Annotated in this window: 13 protein-coding genes; 6 read left to right on the forward strand and 7 right to left on the reverse strand. The window is 52.7% G+C overall.

The window, feature by feature from the left end; translation table 11 throughout:
* Positions 1-68 precede the first annotated feature (68 nt).
* Positions 69-485: a hypothetical protein gene (locus tag M2497_RS05695; protein ID WP_200601126.1), complete on the reverse strand. Its 417-nt coding sequence runs from the start codon at positions 483-485 to the stop codon at positions 69-71.
* A 289-nt stretch (positions 486-774) separates the two neighbouring features.
* Between M2497_RS05695 and M2497_RS05700 the strand changes: the two genes are divergently transcribed.
* The 6 genes from M2497_RS05700 to M2497_RS05725 all read left to right on the forward strand — a co-directional run bounded on the left by M2497_RS05700 (position 775) and on the right by M2497_RS05725 (position 8,154).
* On the forward strand, positions 775-1,410 hold the full coding sequence (locus M2497_RS05700; protein WP_200645809.1) for a 3'-5' exonuclease: 636 nt from the start codon (positions 775-777) through the stop codon (positions 1,408-1,410).
* Positions 1,411-1,650: 240 nt separating this feature from the next.
* Complete coding sequence (locus tag M2497_RS05705) at positions 1,651-2,958, forward strand: nucleotidyltransferase (protein ID WP_200601225.1); 1,308 nt, start codon at positions 1,651-1,653, stop codon at positions 2,956-2,958.
* A complete protein-coding gene (locus M2497_RS05710; protein ID WP_046484619.1) occupies positions 2,955-3,566 on the forward strand; it encodes an SLATT domain-containing protein in 612 nt (203 codons plus the stop codon). The genes M2497_RS05705 and M2497_RS05710 overlap by 4 nt, the downstream gene beginning before the upstream one ends.
* Before the next feature lie 313 nt (positions 3,567-3,879).
* Complete coding sequence (locus tag M2497_RS05715) at positions 3,880-6,147, forward strand: hypothetical protein (RefSeq protein WP_248486237.1); 2,268 nt, start codon at positions 3,880-3,882, stop codon at positions 6,145-6,147.
* Positions 6,144-7,745, forward strand: coding sequence for a nuclease domain-containing protein (locus M2497_RS05720; protein ID WP_200601229.1), 1,602 nt, complete (start codon positions 6,144-6,146; stop codon positions 7,743-7,745). Before M2497_RS05715 ends, M2497_RS05720 begins: the two co-directional genes overlap by 4 nt.
* Before the next feature lie 76 nt (positions 7,746-7,821).
* Positions 7,822-8,154: a hypothetical protein gene (locus M2497_RS05725; RefSeq protein WP_078046931.1), complete on the forward strand. Its 333-nt coding sequence runs from the start codon at positions 7,822-7,824 to the stop codon at positions 8,152-8,154.
* 393 nt (positions 8,155-8,547) lie between these two features.
* On the opposite strand, the gene M2497_RS05730 is transcribed toward M2497_RS05725, so the two are convergent.
* The 6 genes from M2497_RS05730 to M2497_RS05755 all read right to left on the reverse strand — a co-directional run bounded on the left by M2497_RS05730 (position 8,548) and on the right by M2497_RS05755 (position 20,600).
* The gene (locus tag M2497_RS05730) at positions 8,548-8,952 is read right to left on the reverse strand and encodes a hypothetical protein (protein WP_248486238.1); all 405 of its coding nucleotides are present in this window, start codon (positions 8,950-8,952) and stop codon (positions 8,548-8,550) included.
* Positions 8,953-9,129: 177 nt separating this feature from the next.
* The gene (locus M2497_RS05735) at positions 9,130-9,939 is read right to left on the reverse strand and encodes a hypothetical protein (RefSeq protein WP_248486239.1); all 810 of its coding nucleotides are present in this window, start codon (positions 9,937-9,939) and stop codon (positions 9,130-9,132) included.
* 432 nt (positions 9,940-10,371) lie between these two features.
* Positions 10,372-11,868: a hypothetical protein gene (locus tag M2497_RS05740; protein WP_248486240.1), complete on the reverse strand. Its 1,497-nt coding sequence runs from the start codon at positions 11,866-11,868 to the stop codon at positions 10,372-10,374.
* Entirely contained in the window at positions 11,865-17,033 is a 5,169-nt protein-coding gene (locus M2497_RS05745) for an ATP-binding protein (protein WP_248486242.1), read from the reverse strand. The genes M2497_RS05740 and M2497_RS05745 overlap by 4 nt, the downstream gene beginning before the upstream one ends.
* A gap of 175 nt (positions 17,034-17,208) precedes the next feature.
* A complete protein-coding gene (locus tag M2497_RS05750; RefSeq protein ID WP_248486244.1) occupies positions 17,209-18,807 on the reverse strand; it encodes an LA2681 family HEPN domain-containing protein in 1,599 nt (532 codons plus the stop codon).
* Between the two features lie 527 nt (positions 18,808-19,334).
* Positions 19,335-20,600 (reverse strand): hypothetical protein, encoded by a 1,266-nt coding sequence (locus tag M2497_RS05755; RefSeq protein WP_200601232.1) that lies wholly within the window; start codon positions 20,598-20,600, stop codon positions 19,335-19,337.

Below are 20,600 nucleotides of genomic sequence, written 5' to 3' on the forward strand. Positions count from 1 at the left end.
TGCTGAATGCCTTGACCACACGCTGGTGGCTCTCACCTCCTGTCTTCTTGAGGCACGACGTACAAAGCTCAGTGGCCATAACGCTTAATGCCGATCGTTTCAATTGCAAACAGATAAAGGGCGAACAACCGGACAAATTCCACGCTGCCAAGCAATGCAAGGTTGATGGGGGCAGTGACGTTCGACACATACCAAAAGCTTACGCATAGACAGAACGCCAGTGCTGTTCCACCCAGGTATGGCCCCCAACTGAAAAGATCGTGATCCGAAAGCCGACTGTTCAGAAAATTGACAAAATGCACCCAGGAAATGATCAGAACTGATGCACCAAATACAAGCACCGGTAACAGAAAACTGGTCCCTGAAAAGGGATCTCTGATCGGTCCACCGCTTGGCGCGAATGTCGAAATGGCCAACGCAGCAAATACGTTCAACAAGGGGCGAGACTTAACCTTGCTTAGGGCGTCCAGAAGGTCCTTTAACACTTATTTCTATCCTACTATCCACGTTGAGATCTAGGCATGCATTCTAATCTACCGATTACTATCAGCGTTTTCGTGCACGATGGATCGATATCGCCGTGATCGAAGTTTACCTTGAAACGCTTCAACCCAAGCGCGCTGTGCTAAACGAAAGGCTCGTGGAGAGGTCTCAATAATAAGGTAGGCAGGTGAGTCATCTTTTCATTGCCACTCATCAATCCTGCGCTTCTAGACTTAACTCACCATTCTCTATGCCAACGTTTTAGCAAAGGACGAGTTCCAGGAGGGCTAGATGAAAGATCTTCCCATTGCCCAAGAGTTGCGGGTGTTCGAAACATCGATAAAGCCCTTTGATTTTATGTTGTGCATCGACCTTGAGGCGACATGTGACGAGCTGATTGAGTCGGAAGATCCTCGAGCACTGATTGTCAGTCCAGATGAGATGGAAACCATCGAGATAGGCATAGCCGTTATCGATCTGCGAAGAATGGAAACCGTAGAAATGTTCCAGCGCTATGTCCGCCCAGTCCTACACCCTACCCTGACTGACTTCTGTACCAATCTGACCTCAATCAAGCAAGTCGATGTGGATGCAGCCCAATCATTCCGGGTGGTAGCGACCGAGCTCACTGCATTCCTTCAGAAATACCCCAACGCACTGTGGGGATCATGGGGAGATTACGACGCTGATCAGCTCGCAGCCGACGCGCTGAGGGCCAATTGCACGCCGATACTGCATGGAGTTCAGCACTTGGATATTGAACGAAGCTATCGTGAAATATTTGCATGTCCGTCAATAGGATTGAGGGCTGCCGTCGAAGCGCTTGGGATAAATTGGAGCGGCCATTACCACCGAGGAATCGACGACGCCAAGAATTTAGCCGACATGGTTGTGCGCCTGCTGGAAAAGTCTCGAAAAATCCTATAGCTGCTGCTCTCCCCGGTGGCTATTCAAAGTTATCTTGCCCGCGCATCAAACAATCTCCGCTTGACGGGAGGACGCTTGGTCATCGTTTTTTTGCCGTTCACACGCAGGGACTTGTCGATTTCAGCCGCTCATAATCTGAGCACAATTGAGTGTTACGCGATAGACCTTGATGATAGCCGTCGGCTACTATGCGGAGACTCCAACAGAGCGTGATTGGGGAACTGACGAGCAGGGATAACAATGTCAACGGCTACTATTTTCAAGGATTTTGTCTCCAATTTGCGCATCACCAACCACGTGACGATTGAAGATCGCTACTCCGGTATTACGCGCTCGCTAAATAAATATTTTCGTAAGTTAGACTCGACCGCCAATAACCTCCAAGTAGGCTCCTATGGCCGATGGACAGCTATCAAAGGCGTTTCCGACCTCGATATGCTGTACATCATGCCCAACAGTGATTGGGACAAGTACAACAAGGAAGGCGGACAGTCAAAGCTACTTTCAGACACAAAAACTGCCATCCAAGAACGGTACTCCACGACCGCGATCACCGTTGACCGCCTAGTGGTTTGCGTAAAGTTTCTGAGCTTCAACGTTGAGGTCCAGCCCGTTTTCAAGCAAGACGACGGCAGCTTCAAATACCCTGATACGTACAACGGCGGATCGTGGAGGATCACCAAACCCAAAGATGAAATTAAGGCTACCGGCGAGGTCGATGATGACCAGAATGGAAACCTGCGTCGCCTCTGCAAAATGCTACGGGCGTGGAAGAACAAACATGGGATCGGGATTGGGGGTCTGCTGATCGATACGTTGGCGCATAATTTCCTCACGCAGACAGACGATTATGCTGATAAAAGTTTCGCCTCCTACGACTGCATGATGAGGGATTTCTTTGACTACGCGTCAAACCTTCCACAGCAGGAACGCTACGCGGCTCTGGGTAGTCGCCAGCACGTCAAGGTAAAACAGAAATTTCAAAAGCCAGCCAAGCGAGCATACGAGCTATCCCTGAAGGCCATTGAAGCTGCTGGTAAGGAAACTGAGGGAGAGCGTTGGAGGAAAGTTTTTGGTCGCGATTTCCCAACAACACGCACCGCCGCACGTACCGCTATGGAGTCGTTGGCCAACTCCGCCTATACCTTCAAAGACACCGAGGAGTTTATCGAGGACCTCGCACCTGTAGATGTTCGCTACCCCTTGATAATCGATTGTGACGTTGAGCAGAAAGGCTTTCGGGAACGGTTGCTGAGTGAGCTGATTTCACTTGGGTTGCCACTCCAAGCGCGCAAGACACTCAAATTTAAAATCGCTCGAAACGACGTTCCAAAGCCGTACACCGTGAAATGGAAGGTGCTCAATATCGGGCAAGAAGCTGAGAAGCGCGATTGCGTCCGGGGCTACATAACAGCAGACCAAGGACATGAGACAATTCAGGAGTCCACGAGTTTCAAAGGCGACCACTTGGTTGAGTGCTACATCCTGAAGGATGATGTTGTCGTAGCCCGCAGTGAAATAATCGTACCTATTAGTGAAAGCATATGAGCCAAGTGTCTTTACTCAAAAGCATCGCAGAAACGGGCTACAACGTTGGTTTTGGGGGGCGTAAGCACTGGGCCACCTATGACATCGTAGAAAAGATTCCGGGGTTGATTGGATTCATTGGCACTGCCATAGGCATTTTTTCTCTGGTTTATGATTCTTTGTCAGCCAAAGACGTCTCCGCAGCATTGGCTGTTTTGGGGGTTATGGGTATTTACATTTCGGTTTACGATTCAAAAAAATCGGACTATGAAAAGTCCGCCGTGGAGATAACCAAGATTTTTAATGGTCTGCGAGACCTGTATCGGGAGGTTGAAGCGCTCGCGCCGAATGCAGACTTTTCTCTTTACCGGGCGCGCTTGGCGGCATTTGAATCGCAATACTATGATGCTTCTATCAGCAAACAAATCCTCTTCAGCGACTGGTACGCTCACTACAAATTCTTCTGGCAGTATCAAATTGACTGGATTGCAAACCAGAAAACTTTTAGCTTTTGGAGAGACAAAGTACCGCTTACGGGATGGCTAGCTACAGCCGCCATTATCGTTTCGATCATTAGTTGCTTCGCATTGCAATTTGATTCAGTCAAGAGCTGCTTCGGTATCGCCTGACCTACGTGGATGGGCGGGACGCTTGCCTTCATTTGGCTTTTGAGTCTGTCTAACTGTTACCGAAATATAGTGACCTTAATCAGCTAGCGGAAGCGCGAGCATGGCGCGTATATCGCAGATATACAAAATACCGTGCTGACATTTTACACACTCTGGCTTAACAGCCAAAAGGGTGTGACTCATTTATTTAGGTTGGGGTTGTTCTAGTAGTATCCATTGAATAATCGTCAGGGGTGCAGTCATTGGATACCTATAGCCTGCGCAGCATGTCAAATTTGAGTGGCAATTTGCGTTTTCGGCGGAGGGTAGCGAAGTGTTGGATTTGAAGGATGACAGCCAGCTTAGGGCCGCTTGCCAAGCGCTTGTGAATCAGGAACTTTCGAGGCCTGGAAATCAGCAGTGGATTGCTGAGTTTCTTGAGTGGATGGAGCGCGTTCGAGACGTCACCCGCGAGGAGTTTTTGACTGAAAAATTTCAGCTTTCTCTTTGGGAGAACGAGGCCGTCACGTCTACCGGGATGGGGCAGATTGACATTTCCAAGGTAGCCAGTAACCCGGCGATAGCTGAGCAGCTCTGGGAGCTCAAGACCGATTTTGCCGCCGCACCCACGGAAGCAGAAAAGGAATCGTTGGTGCAGGCTGCGAGGACGGCAGTCTTTAAGGCTGTCGGTCCGCTCACCAAGCGCAACCCGAAGCTCAAGATGTACCGGGTATTTGCACTGTTATGTCCGGGGGCTTTCACGACCATCGCGCACTATCGCAAGCTTAAAGACCTTGCAGCCTTGCTGGGTATTCCTGTTCGGGGTGAGGCACGGCCCGTGTTGCACAAGCTGGTGTTGAATCGTATTGAAGAAAGCCTGGGGCCGGTGCCAGATTATCTGACAAAGGAGGGCGCGACACGATTGGCACTCCCGTGGATGCTGTACGTTCATCATGCACAGAGCCCTGAACTTGAGCCCACTGAAGTATCAGACCCTGTGACCGGCAAGGAGAAGCTGAACCCGCTCCCGGCTGCGCGCAGAAGGCGTGGCATGCTCGCCATTGGCGGTGGGACTGAGACGATTCGGGCAATGATCGAGTTTGCGCTGGAGGGCTGTACGCGGGAAGACTTCATTGAGCATATGCAATCACTGCATCTGGCGGCAAAAAAGACTACGTTGAACACCCAGTTCAATGCACTGATCGCTGAGTGGGGAGTCATCAAGGCAAACGGCAGCGACTTGGTGCTGACGTCTCGGGGAGAGGCTTTTCTGGAGTCTGGTGATCCCGATGAGGTCCTGGACTTGATGATCACCCGGATCCTGGGTTTCGATTATCTGCTCCGTGCACTGGCTCAAGGTCCGCGTACTCTCCGCGAAGCCATCCTGATACTGCGCACAGCCAATCCTGGTTGGACCAAAGACTTTGGTCCAACCAGCTTGATTAACTGGTTCAAACACTTGCAGTTGGCGCACGTCATCGACAAAGAACTGCACCTCACGGGTACAGGTCAAGAGTGGGCTCAGCGAATTGACTGGGAGCCTCAGGCACTGCCGGCTGCGGAAGTGCCCGATGCAATGTTGTCACCGCAGAGCCTTCAGGTAGTTTCCCCAGCGTCAGTGGCAAGACCTGCGTTGCATCAGGTCATTGATGGTTTTTCCAAAGAGTTCCCGTTCAAAAAAGAGCTGATCGCTCAGCTTGATGCCGGACTGTGGAGTCACAAAAGACGACACCTGGCAGTGCTGACGGGGCTTAGCGGGGCAGGTAAAACGCAGTTGGCCCGAGGCTACGCGTTGAGCTTGTGGCAGCTCGAAGCCAACCCTGAAGAAGGCTTGCTGATCGTGCCAGTCCAACCGGGCTGGCACGACTATTCCAGCCTGCTGGGCTGCGTCAACCCGCTCGACACCGAGTCATACGTGCGCACCCGGTTTCTGGATTTTCTCCTGCAGGCGAGTTCGGACCCGGGCAGACCCTATACGCTGGTACTGGATGAGATGAACCTGTCTCATCCAGAGCAATACCTCGCACCATTGCTGTCTTCGATGGAGACGGGAGATGCAATTGAGCTGCACGGTCAGGCCGATGAGATCAATGGTGTTCCTTCCTGCATTCCCTATCCCGGTAACCTGGTGATTATCGGGACAGTGAACATGGATGAAACCACTCACGGGTTGAGTGACAAGGTTTTGGATCGAGCCACCGTGATTGAATTCTGGGATATCGATATTGATAGTTATCCTGGCTGGGAGGCGAGCGTTCTCAGCGATGAGCAGCGTTCGACCATTCGCGCGTTGATGAACGCATTGATGGAGGTGCTGCGTCCCGCGCGCATGCATTTTGGCTGGCGTACATTGAGCGACGTGCTGGGCTATGTGGAGCAAACCCAGGCCAGCGGGGTCATCGGTTTTGAACATGCGCTGGATCACGTCGTTTATGCCAAGCTGCTGCCCAAGCTCAGAGGTGAAGACAGCCCGCGCTTTCAGGCAGTATTTGCAGCGCTCAAAAAGGTCCTGGAAGCCAGGGGACTGACCGATTCGCACCAGAAAGTCCGGGATATGCATGAAGACCTGGTGCACACCGGCTCAACGCGATTCTGGCGGTGACCGTGCCGATCATTCAGTGTTCGACTGCCGAAGGCATACGATTTGCAGTCGTGCGGGGTGAGATCACCTCGGGATTTTCCGAGCGCTCGACCTACCATTTCAGCGCGACGAAAGGCTGGTCGTTATTTGTCGACGACGTACGACTGGAGCTCATTCAAGTTGCAGGGGCGCCTGTATGGCGCTGGTCGCCCGGGTTCTATGCCGGTGAGGTCTGCGCGGAGCTCTTTGATGATAAAGAAAACTATGTAGGACACTACCGCTTGGATGTCGCGCCTGACGCCAGCAAGCTGGGAGGGGAGACATTCTCGGCCATGCTGGAGGCTATCCAGGCGTTTGATCCTGTCCTGCTGTTCGGTACCGAGGAAGCTCAGCGTGGTATTGGCAGTGACGATGCGCTAACCACTCATCACCTTCAATATGCACGCTTGCGTCGCTATGGTGACCGGCTGCTGGCAGGTCTCAAGCAGGTGGCCCACAAACCATTGACGTCCTTGCGCCGAGAGCGGCAGCCTGTCGGTGCCCATCGGCTCAAAAATGTGGACGGTATCGCGATTCGTAGAGCGCTTCGTAACCCAACAGGGTTGGCGTTGTTGCATCCTCAGTCAGTAGAGCGGCCGCCCCTCAATGCTGTTTATTTCGATGTCTCAAAAGCGTACGAGGATCAGGACAACCCGGCAAATCAGGCGATGGGGCTAATCCTGGGAGAGGTGATCAGGCGGTGCCGCAAGGTCAGCACTGCTCTAGCGACAGTGGCGAGCAAGACCCGTGTTAGTGAAACTCGGTCGCCATTGACTCCGCGCTTGGAGCGACGGATTGCGTATCTGGCCGCTTTGCAACGAAAGCTTGAGCTTCTGGAGCGTGCCCAGCCATTCAGACACCTGAAGTCTCGGCGTCTGTCTGCGGCAGGATTGAATGCGATCTCTGCCCATCCGGCTTACGCGCGGGCCTATCGTTACGGCTGGTATGCCCTGCGCTCCGGTATCAATGGAGAGGTCGGGGAGGAGTCTTTATGGATCAGTCCCACCTGGGAAATCTATGAGCGTTGGTGCTACGTGATGCTGGTGAGCGCGCTCAAGCAGCTGCTGGCTCATTTCGATTGGAAGTGCCGTCGCTTCAAAACCACTGATCGCGTGCTGTGGCGCGCCAAGCATGAGGGGATCACGCTTGATATTTGGCTGCAGGTTGTATGCCCGGCAGTCGACAAAAGGCCTTACAACGACTTTTCGAGTCTGTCTCGACGTCGAGTTCCTGACATAGCCATCACCCTATCGGATGTAACAGGCCCGCAGCGTTTTATAGTTTTAGACGCCAAGTATCGCTCAAGTCGTTTCGGTGTGCTGGAAGGGATGGAGTCAGCGCATTTGTACCACGACAGCTTACGCTGGCTGGAGCGTAAGCCGGATGCTGTTTTGCTGGTGATTCCTCGTGGCGGGGAGGTACGACAGCTGGAGGATATTGGATTCCAGCAACAGCATGGCGTAGGGGTTATTGTTATGGGTACACTATTTGAAGCTGAGACCGTGGGTAAACGTCTGGTTGAAATGCTGGGCATTTTATGTGTTGAAAAAAACGCTATAAGTTCGGTTATCAACAGATAGGATAGATGGTGGTGCATCTAACGTAATGCTCAACTGGTAGAGTTAGACCAGCTAAACATCATCCACGAGAAATCGCATGACCCCAGAATTGACTGAAGAAGAGATGCGCCGAGCGCTCTTCGGCACCCCCGCGCCAGCAGAACAAATCATTTTCACTCCGGTAGAAGCGCCCAAGTCCGATATTGCACCAGCTCAACTGGTAAACCTGAACCAGAAAAAGAAGGTCGCGAAGGCGTTCACGCCACGATTGAAGGTGACCCTTTGCGTAGGCAATGAATTTGAAGGCAAAACATACGAGATGATCCACGAAGCGGATACCTTGAGCACCCTCCTGGCGGAGCAGGAAGCGGTCAGAGTAGCCAAGAAAAAATATCGATACGTAGAAGTGATATCGGTTAGATCAATGTAAAAGGGCTTCCCGGCTTATTCGCACTGCGATGACTGGTGCAATTCGGGGAGATCCTATGTCACTCAAAATTGCATTCGCTGCTGTGATGAAGCGATGCACGCCAGTCGAGGACTTTCTCAGAATGTTGGCGTTGGTTTCATTTTGAACCAGGCCGCCAGATGGGAAATTGCACCGCACCTGACCAGTCGTTTGCATTAGATCTGACCAGGCGTTTGCATGGCACTTGGGCACAGTCATCGATCCAAAGCTGCCGTTGGCGGAAGGCATTTGTCGGCCAGAAGCGGACAATCTGCACCGTAATAAGTCTTTCCGCTGCCAAGGCAAAAGCGCCCAGAACTGGCCGGATATAAGAATGCCGCCGCGCTGACGGCAGGATCGAAAAGCTATTGCTCACTACTTATGGGGTGATTTCATATACACCTTCTTGTTTCTTACTCGCGAATAAACAAATACAGCTAGTTTTGTTAAGAGGTAAAAAAGAGTAGCTGCAACGATGGGATTAAGCCCTATAGTTGAATTCAGTACATCTCCAATCGTATAGACTTTCTCGGCGTGGCTCAGGCATCCATTGATATCGAAGCCAGGAAGTTGGCCCCAACTCGAACAATCAGTTTTTACTGCAGAAGCCGTGAAATATACAATTACGCTTAATGCCCATATAGAGGCTGCCGCAGCAATGTCGGTAATTAGTCCTTTCCCCGGCATTAGCGGGTTTGCTGCGTAAGCATATGAAAACATTAACTCAAGCAACATAAAAAATACTGTTGCAGACCAGAAAAACCAGTTTAACTCCACCACTCGTTACCCCCTTTAAATATAACTACGCATTCTTTGACAAACTTGGGGTGCAGATGTGAGCTTGTCCAGCAGCACCCTGTTAAATGTTTATTGCTCGAGCGCATGATCCAACGCCTGCCACGAAACCAACGTAGGTTTAGGTTGAACCTTGGGTTGAGAGCCGCCCAACGAATGGAATCATTTGTTGAAGATTGGACGCGGCTGGCGCTGTGCGTCCTTTTTAGGTTGAAGTGTTTCTGGATCACATCGTTCAAACAGCTCATTATGCCACTCAATACCTGCGGGACATTCGCTGACATGGAGGGGGGACCCGGAAATGTATTTTTCACCTCTCCAAACTACACCAATTATTCTCGGAGAGCCTACTCGGTACAATCCCATTAGTTGCGGAGATCCGCCGCTCTGTGGGTCCTCGCCGCTTGAAAGCGAATCGCAGAATGCGCCAAAAACACTTCTGCTAGTGTCTTTGATATCTGATGTTTTCCATCGATAGTACCAATTTGAGAGTGGTTTTTTTCCGGTGCCTGAGCTGTGAATTAAGCCTGATACAGCGGGCATCTCAAGCACTTTGGCTTCAACATCTTCCTGCCCGGACCAAGAGATGATGCCTGCGTGAAACACAGATTTCATTCCGTTTCCCGACCTGGATATGTATTGAATTTCAAAGTGCTCCCTAGCATCTCGAGGGTAGGACGCGAAGCACTCCGAGATAAATTTTCTAACGATTCCGAGCTTGTTCTCAAAGACTACTCCGCTTGGTACCACATGCTCGAAATCTATCTTGTGGCACAGCTTGTCTAGGACCTGGGCGGGAAATAGGACATCACCACAAAAACCAAAAATTTCTGGGTATCTAGTTGATGCGTAAAGTTTTTTTCCTACATTCCAATGCTTTTTATTGGGCCAAGTGAATCTGCTATCACTAGCCAAATAAATTGCGGATGGTTGCCTTTTGTCGACAGCAATCCAGGAAATCAGCGTTGTCATGGCTTCCACTGCTCAATTGTATGGTGTATTGTATACAGTAATGGCAATGTGCCTCAAAGAGCAACTCCCAGGCCCTCCACCAATAAATTTCGACGGGGGGTGAGGTCGGAGGACCTATCCCCCGGGCAACCGGGGGATGGCTGGGTCCGTTTAAAGATCAAACTCATTTTCCGTATCCCTCCGCTTTCGTCGCCATATCAAATGACCGTTTTCAATTCAGAAGCGAATTTGATACGAACTTCTGCTTACCCCGATTTTTGCCTGTCGCACCCGTGAGCTTTGGGTCGGAAGCCGCCGGTGACGGCCGGCCGCGTTCGGCCAAAAGCTGCCCGTCGTAGCTGCCTGAAATCGACCCATTGCCGACACTGGGCTCACACAGAACCGGCCGGTGACAGCTGCAGACAGGCAAGGTGTATAAGAAGACAAATATCTTTAAGCAGTAGGGCACGGAAGTCGTGCACGGTCGGAACCCCAACAGATGCCGACAAAGGAACATGACTGGCAGCACATATGGGTCTCCAGCGGAAGAACATGACAACGCTGAGCACGAATGCTCCGCAAGTCACCGTGGGAGCAGTGCCTGTCCTGCCCATCCTCCGTGAAGGAAGCGACTGAGCAGCCGAACTGCAAATCGCCCCTGGCGACCCCTGCCTTCCGAGCGTCCTTCCAGTAGTGGAAGTCGCATACGCTGGGCGTGTTGGCACGATCGCTCTTGTAGAACCAAGAGGTACCGGTAACCACGACGAACTCCGCTGGAGCTCCAGGTTCACCGGAGTGGATTACGAATGTCCTGCTTGGTCCAGATGCTGCGCGGTCAGAAGTCGACCCGGGAAGTGCCGGAACCTCAAGATTCGTGCGTTGGCGAATTTGTGCTTCAGGGAAGCCGGGGAACTGATCCAAGGACCTTGGTACAAAGGGTAGTCCCAGACTGGCTCTGAGTCGGCCCTCAAGGTCGTTTCCCGCTTGTTCCAGACTTTTGAGGAAATCCTCGATTCGCTCACTTCCTTTCGGCTCTTCTGCCAACCGGTCCAAGTTTAGGATCGCAAACCATCTATCGCTACTCTTGACTAGCACGGCGGGATAGACGGAACGCGTTGGGTACTTCTTGCGCTCTGCGCCCGTTGTCGCCGATGTCGCCACCATGACCGCTCTGTAGCAGTCTCCAATCTTGTCAGCGGGCAAGAATTCGAGCGCCTCCGCCACATCCAAAGCGAGCGGAAGCGTATCAACGAGCCGGCGCCGGTGCAGCATCTCGTATAGCTCAGCATGGCGCAGCAGGATTTCGTCACCGTTAGGAAAGCAATGCACGCGTTCCACGATCGGTGGACCAAGCGTGACGAAGCAGTCGATAGGCTCCTCAAAAACGATGATCCAATTTCCAGCGGTAATCACAACCCTGCGAAGGGTCCTCTTACCGAACTCGTTCAGAGCGGAGACATAGCTGTGCAAGTCTCTGAGATACTCAGCCCACTCGGCAATAATCCCAGAGCTCCTTTGTGACTTATCCTTGAGTGCGTACACGGCTTCGCAGATGAGTTGCCCCATGTCTTTCGCGTCAAGCTCAGAACCTCTCGCACGTCGTGGCTTCGGGATATCAAAGCCCTTGGCCTCGACGATCAGTACCGGAGCCCTATCTGCCGGCGATATACCCAAGTAGTCAAAGTACAGACGATCGTTGTTTGCGCTATGCGCTCTCGCTTCTTCAATGACTTGCCCCGGGTTGTCCGGATTCCAGTCAAGCGCTCGCAAGAAGTGGTCTATGAGGAAGCGCCGTGTAGGGCGCTCCAGCATGGAGGCAGGCATCGACTCCCGCGCGGCATTCTCGACAGTTGCATACTGAGTCCGAAGATACGTCTCTTCCCGACGGAACTGCTGCATTCCAGTGCGTAGCTTTTCGGCGAAGGCGCCGGTTTCTGCGAGCAACGTCACCGCAGCAAGTCCGGAAGCTCATAGAGCAGCTTAAGTGCTTCCGGCCACCCCGCGTTGGAGAACAGTTCAAGGACACTCACGAGGCGAGCGCGGCGGCTCGCATCCTCAAATGCAGCTCGGTAGTCAGCGAGGTAGCGACGCACCAAACGAACGACGGTATCGAGCGCCAGGCTCTCATAGTGATAGCCATCACTGGCGGCCGGTCCGAGTACCAACGCGGCGACCTTCTCGAACACTAACTCCGGCGATGCGCTTGCAAGGTGCTCATACACCTCAACAAGGTGATAGGCGACAGTTGCGTTCCCGGATAGGGCTATGCGATCAAGGATGTCTTCATATTCGGCGAGGAACTCGCGCATTTTTCCTTCATCGGCAAGGCCCTCATCGTTTCTGTCGGTGGGTCCGTTCTTGAATGCTCCAGAACCGAAATAGAGCTGATTGCAACTATGCTCCATCAAACGAAGGCCGACCTTATATTGCCGCTCTGCCGCCATTCGCTGCGGCTCAGCTGTAGAACCATCCATCAACGCCGGTTTGGCTGCCGCCAATGCGTCTCCGGCCGCATCCACGACGGCGCGCAATACTTCTCGGGCCCTGTTCTGAATTTCGCGATCGCGGTCAGTTGCGTCCTTCTGAAATCTGGCAAAGAGTGCGCCTCGAAGCCACGAGACCAATGGCCACAGAAAAGCGTCGGAGTCTCCGAGTGTCCGAACCCAGTCTAGTATCCATCCTTGGGCAATATCTTTACCGCTGACAATCCATAAACGGGCTGCCATTCTGGCGATCGCCTCGTGGAAGTCGCCCGGCCGGCTCTTCTCTTCATGCCAACGCTGCAGCCTAGCGAGAATACCGTCTACGAGCTCTTCACACCGATCAGGTGCTACATCGGCAAGGCAAAGAAGAGGCCCCCCAATGAAGAACCCGATCACTCCAGTGTCGGTCTCCTCCGCAGCAACCTTTGCTGCCATTCTCCACATATGATCTCGATCTACTTCCCACAGCGTGTTCAATGACTGCGCGACTTGAAGGCGAACGGTCGGTGCGGGGTCATCAAGCATGCGGACAAGCCGGTCACGAAAGTTCTCTGCGCTGGAGTAACTGGAGGCTGCCAAGCTCATATAGCTCGATGCGACGTATACGCGCACGTCCCAGTTCCCCCATGACATGAGGCCGGAGTCGCTCGGACTTCGTTCCTCAGGGAAGGGACTGGTTGCCATCCGATCCAAGACTTCTATGAGAGCGGTTCGGGACGGGTGACCCGGCAGACCTTCGCTGTAATGCTCCGACTGGACGATCTTCTCTACTGCATTGCTTATCGACCCCCAGCTGGAGTGAAGAACCTGCTCATGAGGCGGCGGCGCGGTCAGTCGATCGATTGTGGTAATGACAGCAACGGTTAATGACCAAAGTTCGCCGATTACCTCCGGCGTCTTCAGCCCGTCACCGTTACGCATCAACGAGTCCAGAGGGCGCACCGTTTGCCTCAGCTCAGCGTCGGGGCCGTCATCCAGGTTGACGCCATCCCCCTTGAGCAAACTGTCAGTAATGTCTCCCGGCTCGCCCCAACTGAACTCCATTGTCATATAGGGCCGATTGCCGGTTAGCAGTCCTTGCTGCTCAAGTTCATTCCGCAGTTCGCTGAGAGGACTGTTGACGAGGGACTCCTCCGCAACGACGGAAAGAAAGCGCGCCGCTCGTGATTGCCAGACTCGATGTGCATCCTCGTCTGCGCATCTGACGTTTGCCAGAAGCGCAGCCTCGAAGTTCCTCCTTTCGGATACCGACCGTCTTGGGAACGCTGCAGCGAGATAGGTAATCGCGTCCCTAACTACATCAGTCAGTTCGAGCAGGCCATCAGAGCTAGCGATTGGCCAAAGTAAGTCATCTGCCACTCCCGGCCGTTCAGCCGCTATGCCAAGAATTCGCGCCCACACTGATGCAGCGGCTGTCTCTGAGATAACCGCTCGAATCGAGCTCACAAAGTCGGCATCGGTACACTCCAACAGAAACGTCACATAGCTGCTAAGAATCTCACTTCCTGGCTGCCCACCACTTCGCTCATTGCTGTCTCGCCATTGTTGCAGGGAAAGGCCGTCCTCCACGAGGAGCAGCACACGATCGCCATCAATTGCCACTTCTCGCGGCTCCATTGATCGCAAACGAGTGCGACGGTCTCCTGCCAACCCGAGCGATGCTCGGTTGACGGCAACAGTGCCGCTGTCCGGATGAGTTGCTAGAAATGACGGGAGAACCTGTTGCAAGTGCCATCGAGCGTGCTCGTAGTCCTGCCGCTTGTTCGACCGCAATGGCATTATTCGGCTGACGTTGCCGCCCATCCAACTGTCACCCTCTGCAGGCGCCACGCGCTCAAAAAGCACGTCATAGATTTCCACCGCGAAGTCCGGGTCGGCCTTGAGAATAGTGCTAACACCTTCCGCCAACCATGGCGCCTCTTCGTGAGCGTGCTCCGTGAAGTGCGGCTCCTGAAGAATGCGGGACAAAAGCTCTCTCGATGCCGTTACGTCAGTATCGAAGGATTTGGTCACCATACGAATTGCGTTCGAAGCAAGGTTCGAGAGTGGAGGCTCGAACTGCCAGGCAAGCGAGAGCAGTTGGCGAGCCGCTTGTCCAAATTTCAGCGCGAACGATCGATCGGCGAAATCAGCGCGTTTACTGAGCGTGAATAACAAGAACCTTGCTGCGTCGGCATAGAGCCGGTGCGCCGCGAGGGCAGCTTGAACTGCCACTTCAGCCCAGGACAACATTGCCGAGGAGGACGGTGCGCCTTTTTCCGCAAGGCTCATGTCGACAAAACGCGATAGCCTGGACAGGGCCGGCCCTATTACGTCCGCCTTTTTAGTATCGCGTAGCAGATCGCACAGGCCTTGAACGTCGACCGGAGACTCAACGCGTTCCGCCACAGTTCTAAGCGCAACGCTTGCAACAACGGGGTCTATGCCGTTGGCGCTGGTAATCGCTAGGGTCAGCGCCCAGGTGCTGGAACGGCCTGGAACGTCATCACGCCAAACACGCTCCATCGCGAACTTCAAAGAGGGACCAAGTAGGAGGCCGATCGCCGGATCTTCAGTGACCTGCGTCTGCAATCTGCGTGTGTCGGTCCAGTCCAAGTAAAAGCGACCCGCGACATGGTCGAAGATAACGTGATGGGCAAAGTGGACACGGTCACCCGATGCCACAAGCACCCCGCTCCGCAAAACATCGTCGAGTGCCTCGTGCCCGATATCGACCTTTCTGACGGTGAGGCGCCGACGGTCGATCATCGACTTGACGGAAGCAGCGACTGCGGTTTGAAGTCGGCTCGACGACAAACGTTGATCCTCGTATTGCTCAAGCAACCCCGACTGCGTAGCAATACTGACGATGCTTGCGGCATTCGTCCCGCCGGAGATCAACTCACTCGCTATCGATAGGTTGAAGACGTTCTTGAGTAGCTCGCGCAAAGACGGCGGAGCGTTACCTAACAGCTCACCAAGCTGCGTACTCTGTTGCGTCAGTCCAACAAGCTCATCATCGCCAAGGCGTGGAATCTTGAAGTGCCTCACGGTCTCCAGGCCCGGCTCCGCGAAGAGCGCCGATGGTGGCGTCCCAACCATCGCCTCACGAAATCGCCTTCCGTTTCGCAAGTCGAACGTGCGAATTGAAGCGAGCACTGACCATCTCTCGCCCAACGTGCGCAACGCATCCTCAATGAATCTAGCAAAGAGGCTTTCGGATGGGCCGCCCCGCGAAGCGTCCAGTGCATCAATAATTAAGAGGCCGGGGCGGCTTCCCGGCCAGTTCTGCAGGGAGTCGAGTACATGTGCATCCAGGTCGAACGTAGCCCGCAAATCATCGAGCGTTGTCACACCGTACAGGTCATCCACTGAAAGAAAGACGGTCGGCAGCCCACTACGCAGCCGCTCCTGTGCCAGCGCAACCAAAACTCCTGTTTTCCCTGCGCCGGGCTCTCCGATGACCAGAAGGCTTCCATCCTCTGCAGCCGCCTTTAGTGCCGGCATGCATCCTCGCGGAATCGCAACGCCTCCATCTATCGATAAGCGGGAATGCCGCTCCAGTCGGGCTACCTCAGTCTGCGTTCGATTGGTCAATCGCGCGATATCTGCGTCGAACATCGGCGAGTGCAAGTCTTCATGACCAGCTGCGCGCAGAAGGCGCAGAAGTCCCTCCTTGTCTGCCGGCGCGCCACTGCGCACAAGCCGGCGGACAATTCCATTCAGGCTCTCTACAGGTGTACTACCCGCCTCTTCGCGGCCAAATAAGCGCGTTCCCACAATGCGAGTGCATTCACGCAAATCACTACCGGTATCGGAGGCATCGAACCGCACTATGTGCAGCAGCATTGCCAAGCGGGCCAATTCATCGTCTGGTGCGACAACGCCGCGCTGCACTGACCACTCTGCATCCGCATGAGCGCGCAGAATGTCGAGCGCGGACCGCTGGCTCTCACTTACTCGGGCGTAGACTTCCGGCCAAGTGCCGCCTGTGTCGAACATCCGACAGGCGGCCTCCAACACGTTCAACGAAGCCGGCGCGTCAGTCGCAACCGCTAAGACGGCTGACGTTCGTGCGCTATCGACATAGGGCCTGGATGTCGCACTGGAAACTACAAAGCGAACCAACTGTGCGATCGTCGACCCCAGGCCCGAATGGGCAGAGCTTGATAGCGCAGGGCGTGTCTTGCACTGAATCAGGATCACGCTACCGTCAGACAGACCCACCTCGATGTCGTCGAGACCGGTACCGGTTTCAAATTGGAGCCTGATAGGAAAAGCACCTACTCCTAGGCCGAATCGACGACCAACAGGAGCGACCGCCACAAGATGACTGGCAAACCACACACCAACTGCAGCGCCAAAGTCCATTCCTGCTTGGGTGGCCCGACCTCCCGCCGGTGGTGTATTAGTTACCAATGCAGCTTCCTCCATTCCTTTATGGCAGCATCCTACAGTTGCGTCAGGCGAGTGACTATGTCTCTGGCCATGAACTGGCCATCCGGTCGAATGGCAATGGCCGCTTTTGGCCGATTGTGTTGAAAAAGTCGGTTTTCCCAAAATACTCGAATATTGATGGATGAAAACACCTCTGTTGCCCGCTGCTACGTGAAATCCGAGTACTGAAACTTCTGCCAAAAATTCAGATTTCAATCTCAGGCGCGTACTTTTCTGGCGTGGAATTCGAAGCTGACTTTTTCAACACAATCGGCCGTTAGCTGCCGGTCGTGGATGGGTGCTTTCGCCCATTAGCCATGCGTGCGACTGGTCAGATCGAATGCGAGTGACCGGTCACGTCGAATGCAAACGTGTGTTCACTTGGATGCAATTACGCAGGCGGCTGATCAACTCCATCGATCCCATCAAAATTATCAGTCTCGAAATCATCATCCCGCCCTCGAATCCAGTCATGATCAAAAACCTCAAGGGTACCAATGAGCCCCTCCTTCGACTTCATCAACAGTTCTTCTTGCTCACTGACAGCCAACGCAAGCATCTGAATGGCTGACCTGGCTACGCGAAGCGCGCTCATGGCCCTTGCAGTAAATCGATCAAAGTCATGATGTTCGACTTCGGCAGCCTGTCTACACTGAGTGATATCTCCTAGGTCATGCAAGACCACAAAGCGATGCGTGCCGGCATTACGTAGGTCTTTCAGGGGACGCAGAATGCCGCTCCTGGCCTCATAGTCATCGGCCAGTTCGACCAGGCCATAAAGAGCATGCACGCCTGCTCGAACTATGGATTCGACTTTAGATGTCAGTAGTTTTTCGCCCTCCTTGTTTGGCCGTAGGCGCCAGATCTTCCCGAAAAAGATCTCATGTGGTTTCAGACCTAGGTCGAAGTAGTGATTTGCGGCGGCGGCAACCTTGTCCAGTAGGTCGATAGCTGTGCGGTGAGCAAGTATTAATGCAGACGTAGCTGGGCCATATACGGCGTAATCCAAGGTGTCATCGAAGCACCCCGAGGTAGGCCACCCGGCCTCATCGCGAGAACGCCAGGCAAGATCACGGGCTAGGATGAAGTCACCTTTCATCTGGTTGAACATCGCAAATATCGGTGGAGGCGTTGTTCCTTTTCCATTCTCTCGCTCCAGAATGCCCGGCAACCGCAACCAATCAAGCTTGCTTATTTCGGAATCTACAAGCTCAACAGTCGGGCCGAGAGTTAGCCGCTCCTTCTCAACCCAGGAAATGAAGGGGTCGCTATGCGGCGCCCTTGGCGGAGGCTCTTGGAAACGATTGAGAAAGCCAAGCATGCCATCCGCTGCCTGCAGCCCCGCGTATTCTATGATTCGATCCCGGTTTTCCCGTGCCACCTTGGCGTATGCAGCAGCCTCTAGTATCGCGAGGTCCGAACAGAGGCCCATTTGGTAGCAGTAAATCAGGTACCTAGCAGCGGCGTGAGCAGCAACGCCATTTTTTCGATCCAGAGCCATGGCAGCAAGTCGCGCATCATGACACTCGCTCCAGCGTTGGCTATCTGCCAACTGATTAGCGAGATTCGTCCAGCTCTGCGTCCGCGCGGACGCGCTTGCTTTGGCATCCTGAGCCACACTCCAAAAGCATGCCCTGGCCTCCGAGCGGGCGTGCCTAGTGCCTTCCTTATGATCCAACCACTCGGCCCCATCCGGCGAATAGCCAATTGAGCTGACTATCGCAGTGCCTAGGTTGAAGACGGTATTCGCTGTGGGGTACTGGCTATGGAGTTCACGGTAGAGAGCAAGCCCATCATCGATCGCATCTTGCTGTTGGCACTGCACTCCAGCATTCACCAACGTAGCAGCGCGCAGCTGCATCTTGTTGAGGCGATTTGGCCCTTCAAGGCTTAGCGCTCTCGCTTGCCTCAATGCCTCGTCAGGATCGGTGTCTATCAGGTGATCAAGGTGAGCAGAAATTTCGCCAAAATTGAAAGAGTCGTCTACCACAGTTCCTCCCCCATCGATGAGACGCCCATGCGGTTAAGCCCCAGAAAGGAGGGCGCAATCTGCATGATACCCCTCCTGCGTCTTGAGTTTCACGGGAGATGGACCCTTTCCAACGACTCTAATAAAACCGGGAACCAAGCTCTTGCAGCTATAAGGGGCGGCGGAGGCAAGAAGCCACGTGCCCCGGAGACGGATAAGGGTCCGGTTCAAATGCTGGGCATTTTTAAGTGTTGAAATTAACGCTAGGCAGTGTGGCCTTTTGGAGCCAAGCTGCGAGAGGAGGGTATCAGAGCAGTAGCCAGTACCGCTAAGCTTTAGATTCTCTGGCAGATAGTTGTGAAGAAAGAGTACGCTGAAATGAAGAATACTCTGAACGTCTGGCCTTGGGTATTAGATATAAAGCGTTATGAGAGCTTTGCTCTTGAGATCTGAATCTCGATGTGTAGTTATATAATTAACATTAGGGTTATAGGGGAAGTAGGTCCATAGTATTTTTTAAGAGCGTCTTTGAACCGGAAATAGATCTTCTAGTCTTCGAAGGAAACTAAGGATTTTAATTTATTTCTAAGGGTTTCATTTTCTTCTTCCAGTCTCTCATTCTCCAGCACAACTTGCTCGAATTCACGGTTTTTTTGATTTTGCCTTCTGTGAACCTCGTGAGTTTGTCTACGTGAGACATAGGAGTTGATGGACCCCGGAGACGATTGTCCGAGGGAAAGTGACACGGCGCTTTTTATTGATGCATCTGAAGTATCTAATTTTAGTTCTGCACGAATTGTAGACTGTTTAGCGATTTCATCGTTAGTAAATTTTCGTCGAAAGGCATGTATGCCAACTCTTGCGCTGGGAATATTGATTGATTTGATAGCGGCGGCAAAAATTTCTGAGACAGATTGATTGTTCAACGGGGCGCCCGTTCGCGCGGATAGGAAAATTCTATCGCAAGTGACTGCTTCTTTTATATTTTTATCTTGAAGAAAGTTGTTGCGATAAGTCTTAATAAAAGCGTTGATGCGAAAGGCGAGTAACAGTGGGATTTTGTAGCTTAAAGTATTACTATATTTTTGCTCTGGCGGGGTTACGACAAAGAAATCTTCATCAGTTACATCGATTTCGCCATCGCTAAACTGACTGCATAGCAGTGAGTTTATAGAAGCTCTCCTAAAGCCTGTCGCATTTGCTATCGCTAGCATCAATGCATTTCGATGTGCTATGTAAATGTCGCGATGTTTTAGAAATGCTAACTCAAGGGTACGTAAGTTTTTCTCGGAAGGTTCGTATTTTGTAGTGTGTTTGCTAAGAGCTCCAATGCGCGGGTAAAGTAAGGGGAACATGTTTTTGTCACGTAATTTATACGTGGATTTGCCGAGATGGTTTGGAAGCGAGGAGTATATTTGGGCGCTTTTTAGGCCAATTATATTAATTAACCCAAGATGTAATTGAAGCCAGGAATAAAAGTGATAGATTCTACGTAATCGATTATTAACTACAGCTTTTAAGCTTTTCGGGGTTGCCGTGCTGTACCGTTGCAATCGTTTGAAGTCATCATCACGAAAATCCCTAAGGGTTTGCGTATCAGCTTGCGTAAACTTAAGGCGACTTTTGCGAAGGTGAATGTAAAATAGCGATAAATGGAACATTTCGTTTTTAATGTATAGATGGCTTAGGCTCTCTTCGCGTTGCAAATAAATTGCGTAATCCATTAACTCATTTACAATAATTTTCATTTCTGTGTCGTAAGGTATTGCTATATCGATCTTTGGGGTGTGTTGCCATCTAAGTTTTAAGCTCAT

Origin of the sequence: Pseudomonas sp. CYM-20-01 (assembly GCF_023169845.1) — a bacterium.
GTDB classification, from domain to species: domain Bacteria; phylum Pseudomonadota; class Gammaproteobacteria; order Pseudomonadales; family Pseudomonadaceae; genus Aquipseudomonas; species Aquipseudomonas azotoformans.